Genomic DNA, 17,048 nt, shown 5'->3' on the forward strand with positions numbered 1-17,048 from the left:
TATTGATTAGCAATGTAGCTTAGCTTGAATTTTTCTTAAGAATTTCTTAGGCATTGATTAATATAGTTTTTTGGAGAACTTGTGACAAAGTTGAAAATTGGTAATAGTGTGGTCGACTTTGAACGGTGCCAAATTATTAATGCCGCAAATGTGACTTCAGTAGAGCCTAAAGTGATGGAGGTTTTGGAGTGTTTACAGCAGCATAGAAATCAAGTTGTCAGCCAGCAACGCATATTCGAGACCGTTTGGGGTAATGCCATTTTTAACCCTAGCTCGGTGCAGCGCAGCATTGCGATTCTGCGAAAATTTTTAGAGCAAAATACCAAGTCCCCGCAGTTTATTATTACCCATCCTAAGCGTGGTTATAGTTTAGTATTACATGACCAAGAGTGTCCTAATCTCAGTTTTAGTAAAGCCTATATTTTACCGATTTTATCTAGTGCTCTAATAATGTTATTTAGTCTTGGCCTTTGGTGGACGACTAGCTCTGAATCACTGCCCAAAGTCGATTTTAGTTTACTCAAACCTATAACCTCTAGCGAAGCAAGTGAAACAAATTTGGTATTATCGCCCGTCACTGACGTGGTGGCGTTTGTCAGAATTGGTAACAACAAACAAAATCATATTTGGCTTAAAAAACTCTCAACGGGTGAAGAGCGTCAGATCACCCAAACAGCGACCAAGTATTCTAAGCTGGGGTGGTCGAAAGATGGCAGTGCTCTAGCATTTCTAGAATTGCAGCAGAACCAAGAACATTTGCGTTACTCAACTATCGACTCTTATCAGCTAAGTGCCAGTACTCCTATCACGTTGGCGAGCTTTAAAGAGTGGCAGATTAATAGTTCACAGTTTCAATGGAGTGCCACAGGCGATATCTATTTTTCGACTGAGGGTGAAGAGGCCGTGACACAGCTAAAACGTATTTCGGTGAGCACTCAACAAATACAAACTCTAAAGACTTTTAAAGGTAATGAACAATTACAGTCTGTTGCACTATCTCCGGATGATAGTCAGCTTGCCTTAGTTTTTGATGTTCACCAGAATAAATACCGCATTGATATTCTCACCCTTGAAAGTCTTAACATGATTGAGTTACATACATTAGAAAATAATGTTCACGACATAAGTTGGCATCCTGATGGGCAAGCACTTTTAGTTAGTAATAGGGATAAGTTGAAGTTAATTGATATGCAAGGAGAAGTAACCAATATAGATTTTGATAATTTTCACTATATTCGTAATGCCCAGTACACCAATGATGGTAGTGAAATCATGATGGAGTTGGTTAGCATGGATATAGACATAATGTACTCTGACTTAGCGGCTCCCAATGAGTATAAACTCTTGGTGAATACCCAGTCTTTAGATTTTCTACCTATTTATTCTCCTGATGATTCTAAGTTTGCGTTTGAGTCCCACCGCAATGGTTTTAAACAATTGTTTGTCTACGAAAACGGTAAAGAGCGCTTAATTTTTAGCAATCCAGATAACGAAGACTTGTTTGGTGTGGTGTGGTCACCCGATGGCCGCCAAATCATTACAGCTAGCAAAGATGCCTTGTATGTCATCAATGAAGAGCTAGCAAAGTACCAGGAGATCAAACATGAATTTGGCCCCTTCTATCTATGGGAGTCATATCAGAACGAAAATGCTTTATTGGTCTCGCGTAAAACAGATGGTGGCATAAAGCCCGCAAAATTTAACCTAGATACCCAAGAGCTAACTCTGCTACTTAATTCTCCAAGCAATTTTGAATGTGTATATATGGGACTAGACCAACAAGACAAGTTGTATGTATCCGACCACAACAAAATATATGGCACCCAAGACGGCGAAGAATTAGATGTGTTTTGGCAAAGCGATTCAGGAAATGTGGAGGGGTTTACTTTATCTGATGGGTATTTTTCAGTGAAAATTAGCCATTCAGAAGGTTTTGCTCTCATTAAAGTGGACCCTTTCAGTCAGCTAGAAACGCCTCTCTTAAGTCAGGCATATGGTGATAACATGTTTCTCACTAATGCCAATAAAAATGCAGACAGATTTTTGTTTAGTCGAGTTGAAGATATTAAACAATTAGTACGTTTGAGGTAGTGCGAAAGTTAAATTTATCTTGTTTGATTATTCTTCATTTTCAATAATTTGAACTTCTACATTTCCTTTGATTGCTTTGTTTTCTAAGCAGTGTTTAATTATGTGCAACAGGGTTTCAGTGACCTTTTGACCTTTTCGAGCCACTAATTGATTGCGTGTGGTTAGTAGATTTGTGTTAATAATCATATTTTCTTTTAACTTTGATAATTCGATTATAACTGTGGGCACTTCTACGGCTATATTTAAAGATTCTTTAAATGCAGCTAGGATTTTAGGATCGTAATATTGGCGTTGTTGCTCTAGTAAAGAGTAGGCTTTTTCAGTTGATTGCTCCTGTTTTTCAAAGCGAATAAAGTCTATTACTACTTTTAGCATTCTGGCCCCAAGGGGAATTTGAGTACCTTTTATGTCATCCATAGGTATGCCTTCACCATTGAAGCACTTTTCTTGATATAAAATGTTTTCTGCAACTTTCTCCATTCTAGGGATACGTCGTAATAAGTCGGATGCCAAACAGGGATGTTGTGCAAATAATTGTTTTTCTTCTTCAGATATGGCCACACCAGAGTCCATATTTTTAATGGTTTCTTGAGGGAAGATTACACATCCTAATTGCGACAATTGCACCATGGGTTCGAATATCCAAGAATTCGGAACTTTGAGTATTTTTGCCAAACTTTTCATGTGCTCCATCATTTTAGTGCCATTCTCCATTGCATCTGGGTTAACCAAAGCCAATACTTCACTGAGTACATTGATCACGCCTTTTAAGGTTCTATTTAACAGTACTCGCTCTGCAACTAGTAAATTATGTTGTGTCACACCTGCTTGGATCGTGGCAATCAATGTTTCTTTGTCACAAGGTTTAGTTATAAACCTAAAAACATCACCTTGATTCACGGCATTCACCGCTGTTTCTTGGTCTGAGTTACCTGTTAGCATGATTCGAATCGTATCGGGAGCTACTTCCATGGTTTTTTGTAGTAGTTCAAGGCCATTCATTTCGGGCATTTGCATATCAGTTACTATGACAGCGTATTTCTTATTACTAGATAAATGCTCTAGTGCTTCCTGAGCACTTAACGCTAAGTCAAAAGTAAATTCGTTCCTGAGAGTTCTACGATATGAATTTAGAATATTTAATTCATCATCAACCATTAATACATTGGCAAGCTTCATCTTTACTGCTCCATCATAGATTTTAGTTTTATCGAAATATCTTTGCGATTACTCAGTCTTTCATCCAGCTCTTGATTGCTTTGCAGTGATTTCGCTAGGTGTAAAATCACTTCACAATTCAATTCTTCGATTATTAATTTTTCAAGGTTGTTCTGTAAGGTTATGGATCTTATTAAGGAGTAGGGAAAGTGCCAAAGATGCAATAGATAACTGGTTATTTGGATGTTGTCTACTTGAAATAGGGTCGTTTCTAATGCTGAATTATCAGCACCAATAATTCTTTTGGCTAGATACCCTTCCATGTGTTCAGGACTGATTTCAGGCAGTAGTAACTCACCTAGGTTATGCAGTAGTCCTGCTAACATAGCTTCATCTTTTATTGGTTTGTCTGCAATATGAGTTGCGATATTAGCCGTGTCTAACGCTCGGTTTAGTATTTCTGCAATATAGGTATTGGATGTGTCTCCCATATTTGAATACATTTCAGAAATTGCCACTATATTACAAATAACATCAGTACCTAATCTAATAATCGCGTCTTCAACTTTATTAACATTGGCTCCGGTGACAAAAAATGATGTATTTGCCACTTGCAAAACTTTGGCTGTAAGGGAAGGGTTTTTAGATATTTCAACAGAGATATCTTCCATAGAGATAGACTGCTTATGCAACATAGCTTTTAATTTTATAAACAATTTTGGGATACTAGGTAGTGAATTAATTCCTCCCAGTAATGCCTGTATTTTAGAATAGGGTAAGTCTGCTCTAACTTCGTTGATTAGCTCTATTTCGCTTTTGAGTAACTCAAGATTACATGGTTTGTCATACCATTGGTGGGCCACATAGCTGGCTCTAACACTTAGGTCTTCATCGGCGTGGCCTGATAATACAATTCTAACTGCTGAAGGGTAAAGTTTACTTACTTGTTCTAATAACTCTGCGCCATTCATACCGGGCATTTTCATGTCTGTAATAATAAAGTCAGCTTGGAAACTCTCTAATAGTTCTAAGGCTTCTGTTCCATCTTTCACATACTTTATATCCCAACCTGACCGATAAAATGCTCGCTTAAAAGCACTTAGAATAGAGGTGTCATCATCAACAAACATAATTTTCATTATGAAATCCCTATGCATTAGTTGCTTATGAAATGGGTAAGGAAATTTTGAATTGCGTTCCGACGTTGATTTCACTTTCAACTTCAATTTTTCCATTGTGTTTTTCTACTATCACCGAATATGCCATGCTTAACCCTTGACCTGTGCCTTTCCCTACATCTTTTGTAGTAAAAAAAGGGTCAAAAATTCTGCTTTTCACTTTGCTTGTCATTCCTATTCCGTTATCACAGATTAATATTTCCATATTTTGATCTGCTTGGGTTACGTTAATCTCAATAGTGCCTAACTCACCACTTTTTTGACCGTTCTTAGCTTCAATTGCATGAGCTGCATTGACTATACAATTGAGGATGACCTGATTAAATTCGTCTCTTAAACATTTTATTTTTGGGAGGTTTTCTGTGTAACTAGTGGTCAGTTCTGCGATATACCGCCATTCGCTTCTAGATACGGTGATAGTTGAATTAATTGCTTCAGCTATATCTACTAAGCTCATTTCACCTGGGCTTGAATGGGAAAATGACTTCATTGCCCCTACTATCTTTTTGACTCTTTCAAGGCCATCTATTGATTGTGTTATTGCTAGAGGTATTTCTTCAATAACAAATTCCATATCGTTTTCTTTAAATAATGTATTTATCTCTGTTAGTTCACTTGATGAGATTTCAGAAGGTTCTTTGTCTAGAAAAGCTTGTGTTTTACGTAAGATTTTTAAACAGCTTTCAAAGGCTGTATTTAAGAACATAGTATTATCTGAAACATATTGTGCGGGTGTATTAATTTCATGTGCAATTCCAGCCGATAATTGCCCTATGGACTCTAACTTTTGTGACTGCCTTAATTGTTGCTCTAATTGAACTCTTTCCGTTATATCTCTTACTACACAGTTAAAAATAGTATGATTTTTGGTTGTTAACAATATTTTGGAAAAATGAATCTCCACTGGGAAATAACTTCCATCTAGTTTAATACCATGTGTGACTAAGGTTTTTCCTAGTTGCTCTTTTAATTTCTCATGTAAAGAAGCTTCTTTTAAATCTTTAACTTTGTCTGTATCTATTAGGGTTTCAATATTGTTGCCAATTATCGATTCTTTGGGGTAACCAAACATTAATGCCCCAGCAGAATTGATACTCTCAACTATGCCAGAGGATCTCATTGTCAATAATCCATCTGCCATATGTTCTAGTATGTCTTTTTCTCGAATGGCATTTTCTTCAAGTTTTTGCTCTGCTTGTTGTAACTTATCTTCAATTAATGCACAGAGGATCGTAGTGGCAACAATAACAAATACGATACCAGCTATGGCCAATGAAAATGCTATAGCACTATCGCTCATCGATTGATGTTTTAAAGCAGTATGAGCATCAATATGATAATTTGCAGCGGACATTGCAATATAATGCATGCCTGCAACGGCTGCCCCCATAGCAATTGAGCTTGGAATTTTAGCGATTAAGGTGTGTTTAACATTGCTGTTAAACGCTTTAATTGAATAAATCGCTATCATGGCCAAAATGAAAGCAGTAGCAATGGAGGTTATAAAAAGTGATAGGTTGTAGCTCATAATCGCATTCATTTTCATTGCCTCCATACCAGTGTAATGCATAGAGCCAATCGCTAGGGCTAGGTAGGCTGAACACAACAATATTGATAAAAAGGAAAACTTTTCTTCACTTAACCTACCAAGAGCAAGAAAAGTCCCAACCATAGGGGTGATTACAGATAGGATAGTGAGACCCATGTCGTATGACATGGGGATAGGAAGAATGAAAGCCATCATGCCAGTAAAGTGCATGGCCCAAACACCTAAGCCAAACACTATACTTCCAAATATTTTCCACAGCAGTAGTGTTTTACTCGTTTGGGACTGCCAAGCTCGCTCTAGAACCACTAAAAGAGCAAAGGCTGCAAAACTAGAAATTAAAAATGAAAGAATAACAACGAAGAAGTTATATTCTCCTTCTATGACCTGAAGGTTTTCTAAAGAGGTGGTATTAAAGCGCCAAAATTCTAACATTGTAGCTTCCTTTTTTACTTGGTAATAGTATGACTATAATTTAGGTTTATCTTTTTGATTTCCTAAAGAAATTGAAATGCAATCTATCACTTAATTTACCTTGTTTAAAACAGCACCTCGTATTCAGTTACGGAATAAAACTCTTCACCTGCCTTCAAAGTGGTGCTTGGGAATGCCGGTTTGTTGGGCGAATCGGCATAAAATTGGGTTTCAAAACATACACCATGTCTAGCTTGATATAAGGCCCCGTCTTTACCTTTTTTGTTATTTAGATGGTTGGCCGTGAATATTTGCATGCCAGGCATATTGGTATATACCTTCAAGGTAACGCATCCATTTTCAGTTTGAGCCTGTGCTGCATAAGTCGCAACCTTTGATTCAGGTGAGTAATAATCTAAACATAGGTTATGGTCTAAACCATTGCCAAACTGTATTTGCTCATTTGTTGTAGATAAAGGCTGCGCAATATTAGTTAATGGCCTGAAATCAAAAGGTGTGTTGTCTACTACAGCTATTTCTCCAGTCGGCACACCTTCGTTATCAATGGGGGTGTATTGGCTAGCTAATATTTGTATCTTGTGTTCTTTAATTGTCCCCTTGTTATGGCCATTTAAATTAAAATAACTATGGTTTGTGGGGTTAAATATTGTGCTTTGAGAACTGCTGGCAAAGTACTCTATTTTTAATCTATTGTGCTCTGTTAAGGTGTAGATCACTTTGACTTGAATATCTCCCGGAAATCCTTGGTCGCCATCTTCACTTCTCAGTTCTAACAGGATGGAAGGATTTTCAGAGTCAGATAAAACAGAACTAGCCCATATTTGTTTGCTAAAACCTTGGCTACCACCATGTAAACAGTGGCCACCTAAATTGATATCAGTTTGATAATCAACACCTTCTAAAGTGAATTGTCCTTTAGCAATGCGGTTGGCATAGCGGCCAACTAATGCGCCGAAAGAGCTGTCATCGTGTAAATAGTCCTCAAGGGTATCGTAACCCAACACAATATCTGTTGTCGTTTCTTTTGAGGTAGGGACTAGCCAGCGCCTAATAACACCACCCAAATTTAGAATGTCAAGGCTCACCCCTCGGCTATTGCTTAAGGTGTACTGAGTAATGGCTTTGCCGTTTTCCATGGTTCCGAAAAGAGTTTGTTTAATCATGCAATAAATCCTAAGGTACTTTGAATGGCGCTAGACCACCCTTTGAGTAATGTTTGTCTTAATTTTTGAGTCATATCTGATTCAAAATGAGCTTCAATTTGGTTCATTGATATTAGCTCATCTTTTGATTGATAAATTCCAGCTTGTAATCCAGCCAAATAAGCAGCACCTAAGGCTGTGGTTTCCATTATTTTTGGCCGTTCTACTTCAATATTTAATATTCCAGCTAGAAATTGGCAGACCCAATTATTAGCGACCATACCGCCGTCTACCCTTAAAAGTGTTGGTTTTACTCCATCTTCACTCATTGCTTTAAATAAGTCGAAGGTTTGTAAACAAACTGACTCTAAGGCAGCCCTAACTAAATGTGCGCTAGTGGTTCCGCGGCTGAGTCCGTAAATAGCCCCTCTGGCATCGGGCTCCCAGTAAGGTGCGCCTAAACCTGCGAAAGCTGGAACTAAAAAAACACCATGATCGTCAGCAATGCTATGTGCTAGTTGTTCTGTTTCAGAAGCACATTGAATTAGATGTAAACCATCACGCAACCATTGAATGGCAGCGCCTGCTACAAAAATTGACCCTTCTAAAGCATAATGAGTTTGACCTTTTATGGTGTAGGCCACAGTAGTCAGTAATTTATTTTTAGATTTTAAAACTTTTTCGCCAGTATTTAGCATCACAAAACAGCCCGTACCATAGGTACTTTTTATTGCCCCTTTTTGAAAACAACACTGGCCTATGCTTGCAGCATGTTGGTCACCAGCGACACCCAAAATAGGAAGGCTGTTTCCTAGTGTTTTGGCGCAGGTTTCTCCGAAGTGATCGGTGCATTCTTTTACAATTGGCAACAGTGACTGTGGTACACGAAATAACTCGAGTAAGTCTTGGTCCCATGCAAGGTCGTGGATGTTGAACAGGTTGGTACGGCTCGCGTTGGTTACGTCAGTGGCATGGACTTTACCTGCAGTTAAGCGCCAAATCAGAAAACTATCTATTGTGCCAAAGGCTAACTCACCGGCTTCAGCTTTATTTCTTGCGCCATCTACCTTGTCTAAAATCCAAGATACTTTTGTGGCTGAAAAATAAGGATCTAGTAATAAGCCAGTGCGGCTTTGAACCAAATCCAAATGTCCTGCATCTCTTAACGTTTTGCATTGGCGGGCGGTGCGTCTGTCTTGCCATACTATGGCGTTATAGATTGGAATCCCCGTTTTTTTATCCCAAACAATTGTGGTTTCCCTTTGGTTGGTGATACCAATAGCGATAACTTCAGCGCCCTTATTTTGGGCTTCGCTCAAGGCTTGTTTACATACTTTAAGGGTAGATGACCATATATCTTCTGGGTCATGCTCAACCCAGCCATCATTTGGGTAATGTTGCTCAAACTCTAGCTGGGCAAGGGCTACTATTTGTGAGTCTGGGCTAAATACTATCGCCCTTGAAGAGGTTGTCCCTTGGTCTATAGATAAAATACAATTTTTAATGGACATAAATAACAGGCTCAAATGTAAATTTTAGTTATTGTAGTTGGTATTATTTCTAACGCTAAACTCCGACCCTGCTTAAATCTAGTCATTACTAATTTTAGAAGTATTACCTGAAGATAAGCCTTTATGCTTATTTTAAGTGTCGCTAATTCCTACCACCCATTATATTTCTCCCGCTATATCAAACACTTCGGCAAGTCCAATAAATTCAAGGGCTGGCAACCTCTGAAATTGATGGTTTTAGTCCTTGACATGATGGACGGGTGGTACATAAACTGTGTAATGTGGGTAATAGTGGCACAAAGTGGATCAAAATGGTCTAGAAACAACAGAATTCTTATGAATGTGTTGATAGTCACTTGCACCGATTAATTTTCGATAGATAAAAACAAAGGTTAGACAATGTTTCGCGGCGCCAGTGCAATCAATCTAGATATAAAAGGACGTGTAACGATACCCACAAAGTATCGCCAGTCTTTGCTGGATGATTGTCAGGGGCAACTAGTATGCACTATCGATACCCAACAGCCATGTTTATTACTTTACCCCCTTCCAGAGTGGGAAGAAATCGAACTTAAGTTAAGTCGCTTGTCTAGTATGAATCCCCATGAACGCCGCATGCAACGTATGCTACTTGGTAATGCAAGTGAAGGTGACATGGACAAAAACGGTCGATTTTTGCTGAATGCGCCATTAAGGCAGCATGCAAAATTAGATAAACAAATTATGTTAGTTGGACAATTTAATAAATTCGAAATTTGGGACGCTGAGGTGTGGCAACAACAAATCACATTAGATGTTGCTACCGAACAAGAAGGTAATTTTGAACTAACTGAACGACTACAGGATTTTTCTCTTTAATGGATAATGACTTCTCCCATCTATCAGTTCTCCTGAACGAATCTATCGATGGTTTGGCTATCCAACCTGACGGCATCTATTTGGATGCCACATTTGGTCGTGGTGGACATTCACGACAAATTCTTGCTGCACTATCCGATAAAGGTCGCTTGATCGCTATTGACCGTGACCTAACTGCTATTGAAGCGGCTAAGCAATTTGCAGACGACCCTAGATTTTCTATTCATCACAGTGCGTTTTCTGAATTACAAGAGGTAGCAGAAGAGTTAGGCCTAGTAGGTAAAATAAACGGTATTTTGATGGACTTAGGGGTGTCTTCTCCCCAGTTAGATGATGCTGAACGCGGCTTTAGTTTTATGCGTAAAGGCCCTCTTGATATGCGCATGGATACCAGTAAAGGTATGAGTGCTGCACAGTGGCTAGCTATAGCAGATGAGCAAGATATTACCCAAGTCATAAAAGAGTTTGGTGAAGAAAAGTTTGGTAAACGCATAGCCCATGCCATTGTGAATACCCGTGCCGTCACGCCTATCACTGATACAGCTCAATTGGCAGAAATTATCGATGAAGCTGTACCTGTCAAAGACAAATTTAAACATCCTGCGACCCGTGCGTTTCAAGGTATCCGTATTTATGTAAACAGTGAGTTGGATGAAATTAAAACCGGCCTTAAAGCTGCTCTGACTACTTTAGCGCCCAAGGGCAGGTTAGCCGTTATTAGCTTTCATTCATTAGAAGATAGATTAGTTAAGCGTTTTATGCGGGAGCAAAGCCGAGGCTTAAATGTACCCCATGGTATGCCGATAATGCAGTCTGAAATAGACGCATCTAAAGCCATGAAAACCATTGGTAAAGCAACTAAACCTTCCCCTCAAGAATTGGGGGGTAATGTTAGAGCTAGGAGCTCAGTGTTAAGGGTGGCTGAAAAATTATGACCAGTGCCAAAACAAACTTTAATCTCCTTAGTTTTGTTGTTGCTGATTTAGCCCGCCATCCAGTGCGGGTTTTGTTGTTTCTAGCGGTGATGGTTAGCGCTGCCTTAGTTATCCTGAGCGCCCACCATAATAGGCAGATGTCTATTGCCATTGAGCGTCTGATGCAAGAGAAAGATCAATTAGATGTTGAGTGGCGTCACTTGGTATTAGAACAGAGTGCTTTAACTGAACATAACCGCATTGAAGCCTTGGTTAAAAAGCAATTGAATATGCATCGTCCAAAGCCTAGTCAAGAAGTGGTGGTGAGGATCAAATGAGTCGAGCTAAAGCCAACACCCGTAACAATAAAAAAGCTAATCAGGCTAAGATAAACGCTATGCCAGCTCTGCTGCATTGGCGTTATATGGTAGTGCTCGGGGCTATTTTATTGGTGTTTGTTGGTTTGAGTGCGAGAGCCGTTTATATTCAAGTAGTATCTCCCGATTTATTGATTAAACGGGGCGATAACCGCACCCTACGTACCAAAGATAACCCATTACATAGAGGTTTGATCACCGATAGAAATGGTCAGCAATTAGCTGTGAGTGTGCCTGTTAGAGCCATTTGGGCCGATCCTAAAGCAATTCATGACGCTCAACTTGAGGCTCAAAAAGAAGCTGAAGATGATCCAGAGTTTGACTTAAATGGCTTCAACAAAAAACAAGCTAAACGCTGGCAAGCACTTGCTGACGTATTAGGGCAAGATGTTGATTCATTAAAAAGTAAGATTGACGACCCCAGTAAACGTTTTGTTTATATGCAGCGTCAAGTGTCACCAGCAATGGCTGATTATGTTGACCAACTACAGATAACCGGTGTGTATTTACGTGACGAGTCTAGACGTTATTACCCAAGCGGTGAAGTATCAGCTCATGTGGTGGGCTTTACTAACGTAGACGACACTGGCATTGAAGGTGTAGAAAAACTATATGACAAATGGCTAGCGGGTTCTCGCGGAAGTCGTAAAATTCGCCGAGATGGCAAAGGTCGTATGGTTGAGTTGATTGAATTTAAAGAGGGCGAAGCCGCTCAAGATATCCAATTAACAATAGACCAACGGATTCAAGCTATTACCTACAAAGAGCTGAAACAAGCGGTTCAATATTACAAAGCGACTTCAGGCTCGGCTGTGGTGATTGATGTCAACACAGGAGAAATTTTAGCTTTAGTTAATAGTCCTTCATTTAATCCTAATAATCGTTTTGGAGTATCAGCACATCGTATTCGAAATCGAGCTGTAACAGATGCTTACGAGCCTGGTTCATCAATCAAACCTTTGGCTGTACTTAGCGCCTTAGAGTTCGGTGCGGTTGAAGCTGATTCTATGATAGATACTTCGCCTGGTTGGATGCATTTAGGGGGCAATATTGTTAGGGATGCACGTAATTATGGTGAAATTAATCTAACAGATATCATTCGAAAATCTAGCAATATGGGAACCTCCAAATTAGCACTATCTGTGCCCAAGGAGTTCTTATTAGATACCTATTACAATGTTGGGTTAATGAGTGATAGCGGTGCTAACTTACTGGGTGAGAGTAACGGTATATTTAATGAAAGGAACCGTTGGTCTGACTTTGAATTATCTACACTATCTTTCGGTTATGGTATTTCAGTTACCGCATTACAGTTAGCTAGAATGTATAGCATTTTGGGTGATGGCGGCATCAAGCGCCCATTGAGCATAGTGAAAACAGATACGCCTGTTGACTCTGAGCGAGTCTTAAGCGAGCACGCCACTAAGCAAGTTTTACACATGATGGAAAGCGTGATTCAAAAAGGCGGTTCAGCTGAAAAAGCACGAGTACCAGGTTACCGTGTTGCAGGTAAAACAGGTACCAGCCGTAAAGCTGTGAGCAATGGTTATGGAGAAGAGTACGTTAATATTTTTGCTGGTGTCGCACCTGTATCTAACCCGCAATTGGCTGTAGTGATTTTAATTAACGAACCTAAGGGTGAATTATATTATGCCGGACACACAGCTGCCCCTGTTTTTTCTAAGGTGATGGCTGCTAGTTTACAAATGTTGAATGTTCCCCCAGATAACAAAAGTGTGCCTTCTTTGACTGTTGCATCTCAAGGCCAAAGTGCCATGGAGGCCGTTAATGAAGGCTGATATGGTAAGTATTGATACGCAATTTCATACAGCTTTTGATCAAAGTATTAAGCCTCTATTGGCTAACTTTGGTATTGACGCACCAGATCTATGGGTAGGTGAATTAGTATTAGATAGCCGTAAAGTCGAGGTACATAAGGCTTTTGTTGCAGTTAAAGGTTATACCCAAGACGGACGTGACTTTATTCCTCAAGCAATTAGTTTAGGCACTAAAGTGATTTTGGCTCACTGTGAAAATCAAGCCATGCATGGCCATATCGAAATGCGTGAGCAAACTGTCATAGTGTCGTTCTATCAATTGTCAGAAAAGTTATCTGAAGTGGCAGCATGTTTCTATCAATACCCTGCAAATTCCATGTCTGTCATTGCTGTAACAGGTACCAATGGTAAAACGTCGACAGTACAACTTATTAATCAATTGGCTGACCTAATGGGCGAACGCAGCGCATCCATTGGTACTTTAGGGGCGGGTGTTTATAAAAGTTCATTACAAAATGAACTTAAGACAACAGCTAATACAACCCCAGATGCGATTAGTATGCAGAGTCTGTTGGCAGGATTCGTAGGTGATGGCGTATCACAAGTTGCCTTAGAAGCATCATCACATGCCCTAGTACAGCATCGTATCTGTGCCATTAAAACTGACATAGCTATCTTTACTAATTTAAGCCGAGATCACCTTGATTATCATGGTTCTATGTCTGAGTACGCTGCGGCGAAAAGAGTTTTGTTATCACAACCACAGCTGCGATATGCCGTGGTTAATATGAACGACCCTGAACATAAAAATTGGTTGTCAGAAGTTGCTACTGATGTTTCAGTCGTCCTGTTTGGACAAAACGTTAATGCTGCATCTATCCCTGAAGGGTATCAATACTGCGTCGCAAATAATTTAAGTTTTACCTCTGGTGGTATTCGCATGACAGTGTATTCCTCATGGGGTAACTGTGAACTACGTTTATCCCTATTAGGGGAATTCAATGTATCAAATGTATTAGCAGCAATTTGTAGTCAGTTATGTTTGGGTAAAAGCATGAAACAGATCGCTTACCTAGCTCAAAAGATAAAACCCGTTGCAGGCAGAATGGAAGTCTATAGCCGAGTAGGTAAAGCCAGCATAGTCGTTGATTACGCCCATAGCCCAGACGCACTTGAAAAAGCCTTGATTGCATCTAGACAACATTGTAAAGGCAGGCTTTGGTGTGTATTTGGTGCGGGTGGAGACAGAGATACGGGTAAGCGGCCTTTAATGGGAAAAATAGCTGAGACCTTAGCAGATCAGGTGATTTTAACTGATGACAACGTACGCAGCGAAAATCCAGAGCAGATCATCAACGATATTTTAGCTGGGTGCGTTAATCCTCAAAATATCTTAGTGGAGCATGATCGCAAAACCGCTATTCAAAAAGCATATTCCCATACCTCCAGTGATGACATGGTTTTAGTGGCAGGTAAGGGCCATGAGAATTATCAAGTGATTGGCAATAACACAGTACCTTACGATGAGCGGTATTTCGTTTCACAATTTCAGAAAGGCAAAATAATATGATCCCAGTTTCACTGTCATGGGTTGCAGACAAAGTTAATGGGCAACTAGTTGATTTAAGCAATCAAGATTTAGTCATTGATGGTGTAAGCACTGATACCAGAAGTATTCAAACTGGTGATTTGTTTGTGGCCCTTGAAGGCCCTAATTTTGATGGCCATAAATTTATCGAACAAGCTGAACAAAAAGGGGCGACAGCCCTAATCATATCGAAACATGTTGAAACCTCTCTACCTTACATTTTAGTTGAAGATACTAGCCTGTCCCTTGGCGATTTGGGTGCTGCTGTGAAAGCAGAAGTATCACCTAAAACTGTAGGTATTACAGGTAGCAGTGGTAAAACGACAGTGAAAGAAATGGTGGCATCCATACTTTCTCGTAAAGGCAAGGTTTTAGCTACAAAAGGTAACTTTAACAATGATTTAGGCGTGCCTATGACACTGCTTAGATTAGAGGCAGATCACGAATTTGCTGTCATTGAAATGGGTGCTAATCATTTAGGTGAGATTGCCTATACCACCAAATTAGTGAAGCCCGATGTCGCTACAATAGTTAACGCAGCTGCAGCTCACTTAGAAGGTTTTGGCAGCTTACTTGGCGTAGCCAGAGCGAAAAGTGAAATATTTAAAGGCCTATCAGACGATGGCCTCGCAGTTGTAAACGCCGATAGCCAATTTGCCGATTTTTGGTTAGGGAAGTTGAAATACAACAAGGTACAAACCTTCGGTATTGAAAAGCCAGCCGATATTTTTGCAGAAGATATTATCTTAGATCTTGATGGCTGCGCCCAGTTTGAGTTAGTGACACCTCAAGGGCGTAGAGATATTACTTTGTCTATTCCTGGGATTCACAATGTCAGTAATGCATTAGTCGCTGCGGCAATGGCTTTAAACGTAGGTGCTAGTTTAGAAGATATTCGTGAAGGTTTAAGGACTATGGCCCATGTCGCAGGGCGCTTACATGTTAAACAACTCACTAATCAGGTGAAAATTTTAGATGATACCTACAACGCAAATGTTGCCTCGGTGAATGCTGGTATTGATTTGTTATCGAGTTTTGCAGGTAGAAAAATACTTATCTTAGGTGATATGGGGGAGTTAGGTGAAAAAGCTCGGTATTATCATGAGAAGGTTGGTGAATACGCTAAAGAAAAAGGCATAGATCAGTTATTTAGCCTAGGGGTGTTAAGTCAATCTGCTAGTGATGTGTTTGCCAGTCAAGGAAAGCATTTTAGGACTTTAGAGTCATTAGTTGCATACATAAGTGAAAATGTTTCCATAGAAAAATGTGATATCAGTATTTTAGTGAAAGGATCAAGAAGCGCAAAAATGGAATTAGTTGTAGCGGCGTTGGAGGTATCCCCCTTGGGAAAGCTTGAAAGAATTAGGGAGCGAATTGCATGTTGATGTGGTTAGCCGATTGGCTACAGCAATTTGACAGTGCTTTTAGAGTGTTTTCTTATGTGACCTTAAGAGCGATTCTAAGCACCTTAACGGCTTTACTTATCGCGGTAATTATTGGCCCTAAGATGATCAAGTGGTTGCAAAATATGCAGATTGGTCAAACCATTAGAGATGATGGACCTGAATCCCATTTAGCTAAGTCTGGTACGCCCACTATGGGTGGTCTGTTGATTTTGGCTGCCATTGTATCCAGTGTCTTATTGTGGGCAGACCTGACTAATAGATATGTTTGGGTAACGCTGTTTGTGGTGGTGAGCTACGGCATAATAGGGTTTGTAGATGACTATCGTAAAGTAATACGTAAAGACTCTCGGGGGTTAATTGCTCGTTGGAAATACTTTTGGCAGTCAGCCATCGCTATTGTGGTAGCATTTTACTTGTATTCTAGCCAACAAAACCCTGCTGAAACCGCACTCTTGGTGCCATTTTTCAAAGAAGTTATGCCGCAAATGGGCCTCTTTTTCTTAGTCACTACCTATTTTGTGTTAGTGGGTTTCAGTAATGCTGTGAACCTAACGGATGGGTTAGATGGCTTAGCGATTATGCCTGTTATTTTAGTGGCAGGGGCCTTTGCCATTTTTGCCTATGCTACCGGGCATATTAACTTTTCAGCTTATTTAAATATTCCTCATTTACCGCTGACGAGTGAACTTGTAATTGTATGTACAGCCATTGTTGGTGCGGGATTAGGTTTTTTATGGTTTAACACTTACCCAGCACAAGTATTTATGGGGGATGTTGGTTCATTATCATTGGGCGCAACCTTAGGAGTGCTGGCTGTATTAGTTAGACAGGAAATCGTATTTATTATCATGGGGGGGATTTTTGTTATTGAAACCCTATCGGTAATCTTACAAGTGGGGTCATTTAAATTGCGAGGTAAACGTATATTTAGAATGGCACCCATTCATCATCACTTTGAATTGAAAGGTTGGCCAGAGCCAAGAGTAATAGTGCGCTTTTGGATTGTGTCTTTAATCCTAGTCCTAATAGGGCTTGCAACCTTGAAATTACGTTAAAGGATTGTCCA

At 39.7% G+C, this 17,048-nt stretch carries 13 protein-coding genes; 8 read left to right on the top strand and 5 right to left on the bottom strand.

Going from position 1 to position 17,048, the window contains the following annotated elements:
* Positions 1-81 precede the first annotated feature (81 nt).
* Positions 82-2,091 carry a winged helix-turn-helix domain-containing protein gene (locus EOK74_RS11185; protein WP_133470095.1) on the top strand — a complete coding sequence of 670 codons (2,010 nt, stop codon included), beginning with the start codon at positions 82-84 and terminating at the stop codon, positions 2,089-2,091.
* Positions 2,092-2,118: 27 nt separating this feature from the next.
* Here EOK74_RS11185 and EOK74_RS11190 read toward each other — a convergent pair whose 3' ends face one another.
* The 5 genes from EOK74_RS11190 to glpK form a co-directional block, all read right to left on the bottom strand.
* Entirely contained in the window at positions 2,119-3,270 is a 1,152-nt protein-coding gene (locus EOK74_RS11190) for an HD domain-containing phosphohydrolase (protein ID WP_133470096.1), read from the bottom strand.
* Between the two features lie 2 nt (positions 3,271-3,272).
* Positions 3,273-4,388, bottom strand: a complete 1,116-nt coding sequence (locus EOK74_RS11195; protein ID WP_166638757.1) for an HDOD domain-containing protein — start codon at positions 4,386-4,388, stop codon at positions 3,273-3,275.
* 25 nt (positions 4,389-4,413) lie between these two features.
* On the bottom strand, positions 4,414-6,408 hold the full coding sequence (locus tag EOK74_RS11200) for an MHYT domain-containing protein (RefSeq protein ID WP_133470098.1): 1,995 nt from the start codon (positions 6,406-6,408) through the stop codon (positions 4,414-4,416).
* Between the two features lie 104 nt (positions 6,409-6,512).
* The gene (locus EOK74_RS11205) at positions 6,513-7,571 is read right to left on the bottom strand and encodes an aldose epimerase family protein (protein ID WP_133470099.1); all 1,059 of its coding nucleotides are present in this window, start codon (positions 7,569-7,571) and stop codon (positions 6,513-6,515) included.
* Positions 7,568-9,061, bottom strand: coding sequence for a glycerol kinase GlpK (gene glpK, locus EOK74_RS11210; RefSeq protein WP_133470100.1), 1,494 nt, complete (start codon positions 9,059-9,061; stop codon positions 7,568-7,570). The genes EOK74_RS11205 and glpK overlap by 4 nt, the downstream gene beginning before the upstream one ends.
* A gap of 399 nt (positions 9,062-9,460) precedes the next feature.
* Between glpK and mraZ the strand changes: the two genes are divergently transcribed.
* The 7 genes from mraZ to mraY are packed head-to-tail and all read left to right on the top strand — an operon-like array spanning position 9,461 to position 17,037.
* Entirely contained in the window at positions 9,461-9,919 is a 459-nt protein-coding gene (mraZ, locus tag EOK74_RS11215; protein WP_133470101.1) for a division/cell wall cluster transcriptional repressor MraZ, read from the top strand.
* Positions 9,919-10,854, top strand: coding sequence for a 16S rRNA (cytosine(1402)-N(4))-methyltransferase RsmH (gene rsmH, locus EOK74_RS11220; protein ID WP_133470102.1), 936 nt, complete (start codon positions 9,919-9,921; stop codon positions 10,852-10,854). Before mraZ ends, rsmH begins: the two co-directional genes overlap by 1 nt.
* On the top strand, positions 10,851-11,171 hold the full coding sequence (ftsL, locus tag EOK74_RS11225) for a cell division protein FtsL (protein ID WP_133470103.1): 321 nt from the start codon (positions 10,851-10,853) through the stop codon (positions 11,169-11,171). The genes rsmH and ftsL overlap by 4 nt, the downstream gene beginning before the upstream one ends.
* Entirely contained in the window at positions 11,168-13,009 is a 1,842-nt protein-coding gene (locus EOK74_RS11230; RefSeq protein ID WP_133470104.1) for a penicillin-binding transpeptidase domain-containing protein, read from the top strand. The genes ftsL and EOK74_RS11230 overlap by 4 nt, the downstream gene beginning before the upstream one ends.
* Complete coding sequence (gene murE / locus EOK74_RS11235) at positions 12,999-14,558, top strand: UDP-N-acetylmuramoyl-L-alanyl-D-glutamate--2,6-diaminopimelate ligase (RefSeq protein ID WP_133470105.1); 1,560 nt, start codon at positions 12,999-13,001, stop codon at positions 14,556-14,558. Before EOK74_RS11230 ends, murE begins: the two co-directional genes overlap by 11 nt.
* On the top strand, positions 14,555-15,961 hold the full coding sequence (locus EOK74_RS11240) for a UDP-N-acetylmuramoyl-tripeptide--D-alanyl-D-alanine ligase (RefSeq protein WP_133470106.1): 1,407 nt from the start codon (positions 14,555-14,557) through the stop codon (positions 15,959-15,961). Before murE ends, EOK74_RS11240 begins: the two co-directional genes overlap by 4 nt.
* Positions 15,955-17,037 (top strand): phospho-N-acetylmuramoyl-pentapeptide-transferase, encoded by a 1,083-nt coding sequence (gene mraY / locus EOK74_RS11245; protein ID WP_133470107.1) that lies wholly within the window; start codon positions 15,955-15,957, stop codon positions 17,035-17,037. Before EOK74_RS11240 ends, mraY begins: the two co-directional genes overlap by 7 nt.
* Positions 17,038-17,048 lie beyond the last annotated feature (11 nt).

This window comes from Paraglaciecola marina, from assembly GCF_004360155.1.
GTDB classification, from domain to species: domain Bacteria; phylum Pseudomonadota; class Gammaproteobacteria; order Enterobacterales; family Alteromonadaceae; genus Paraglaciecola; species Paraglaciecola marina.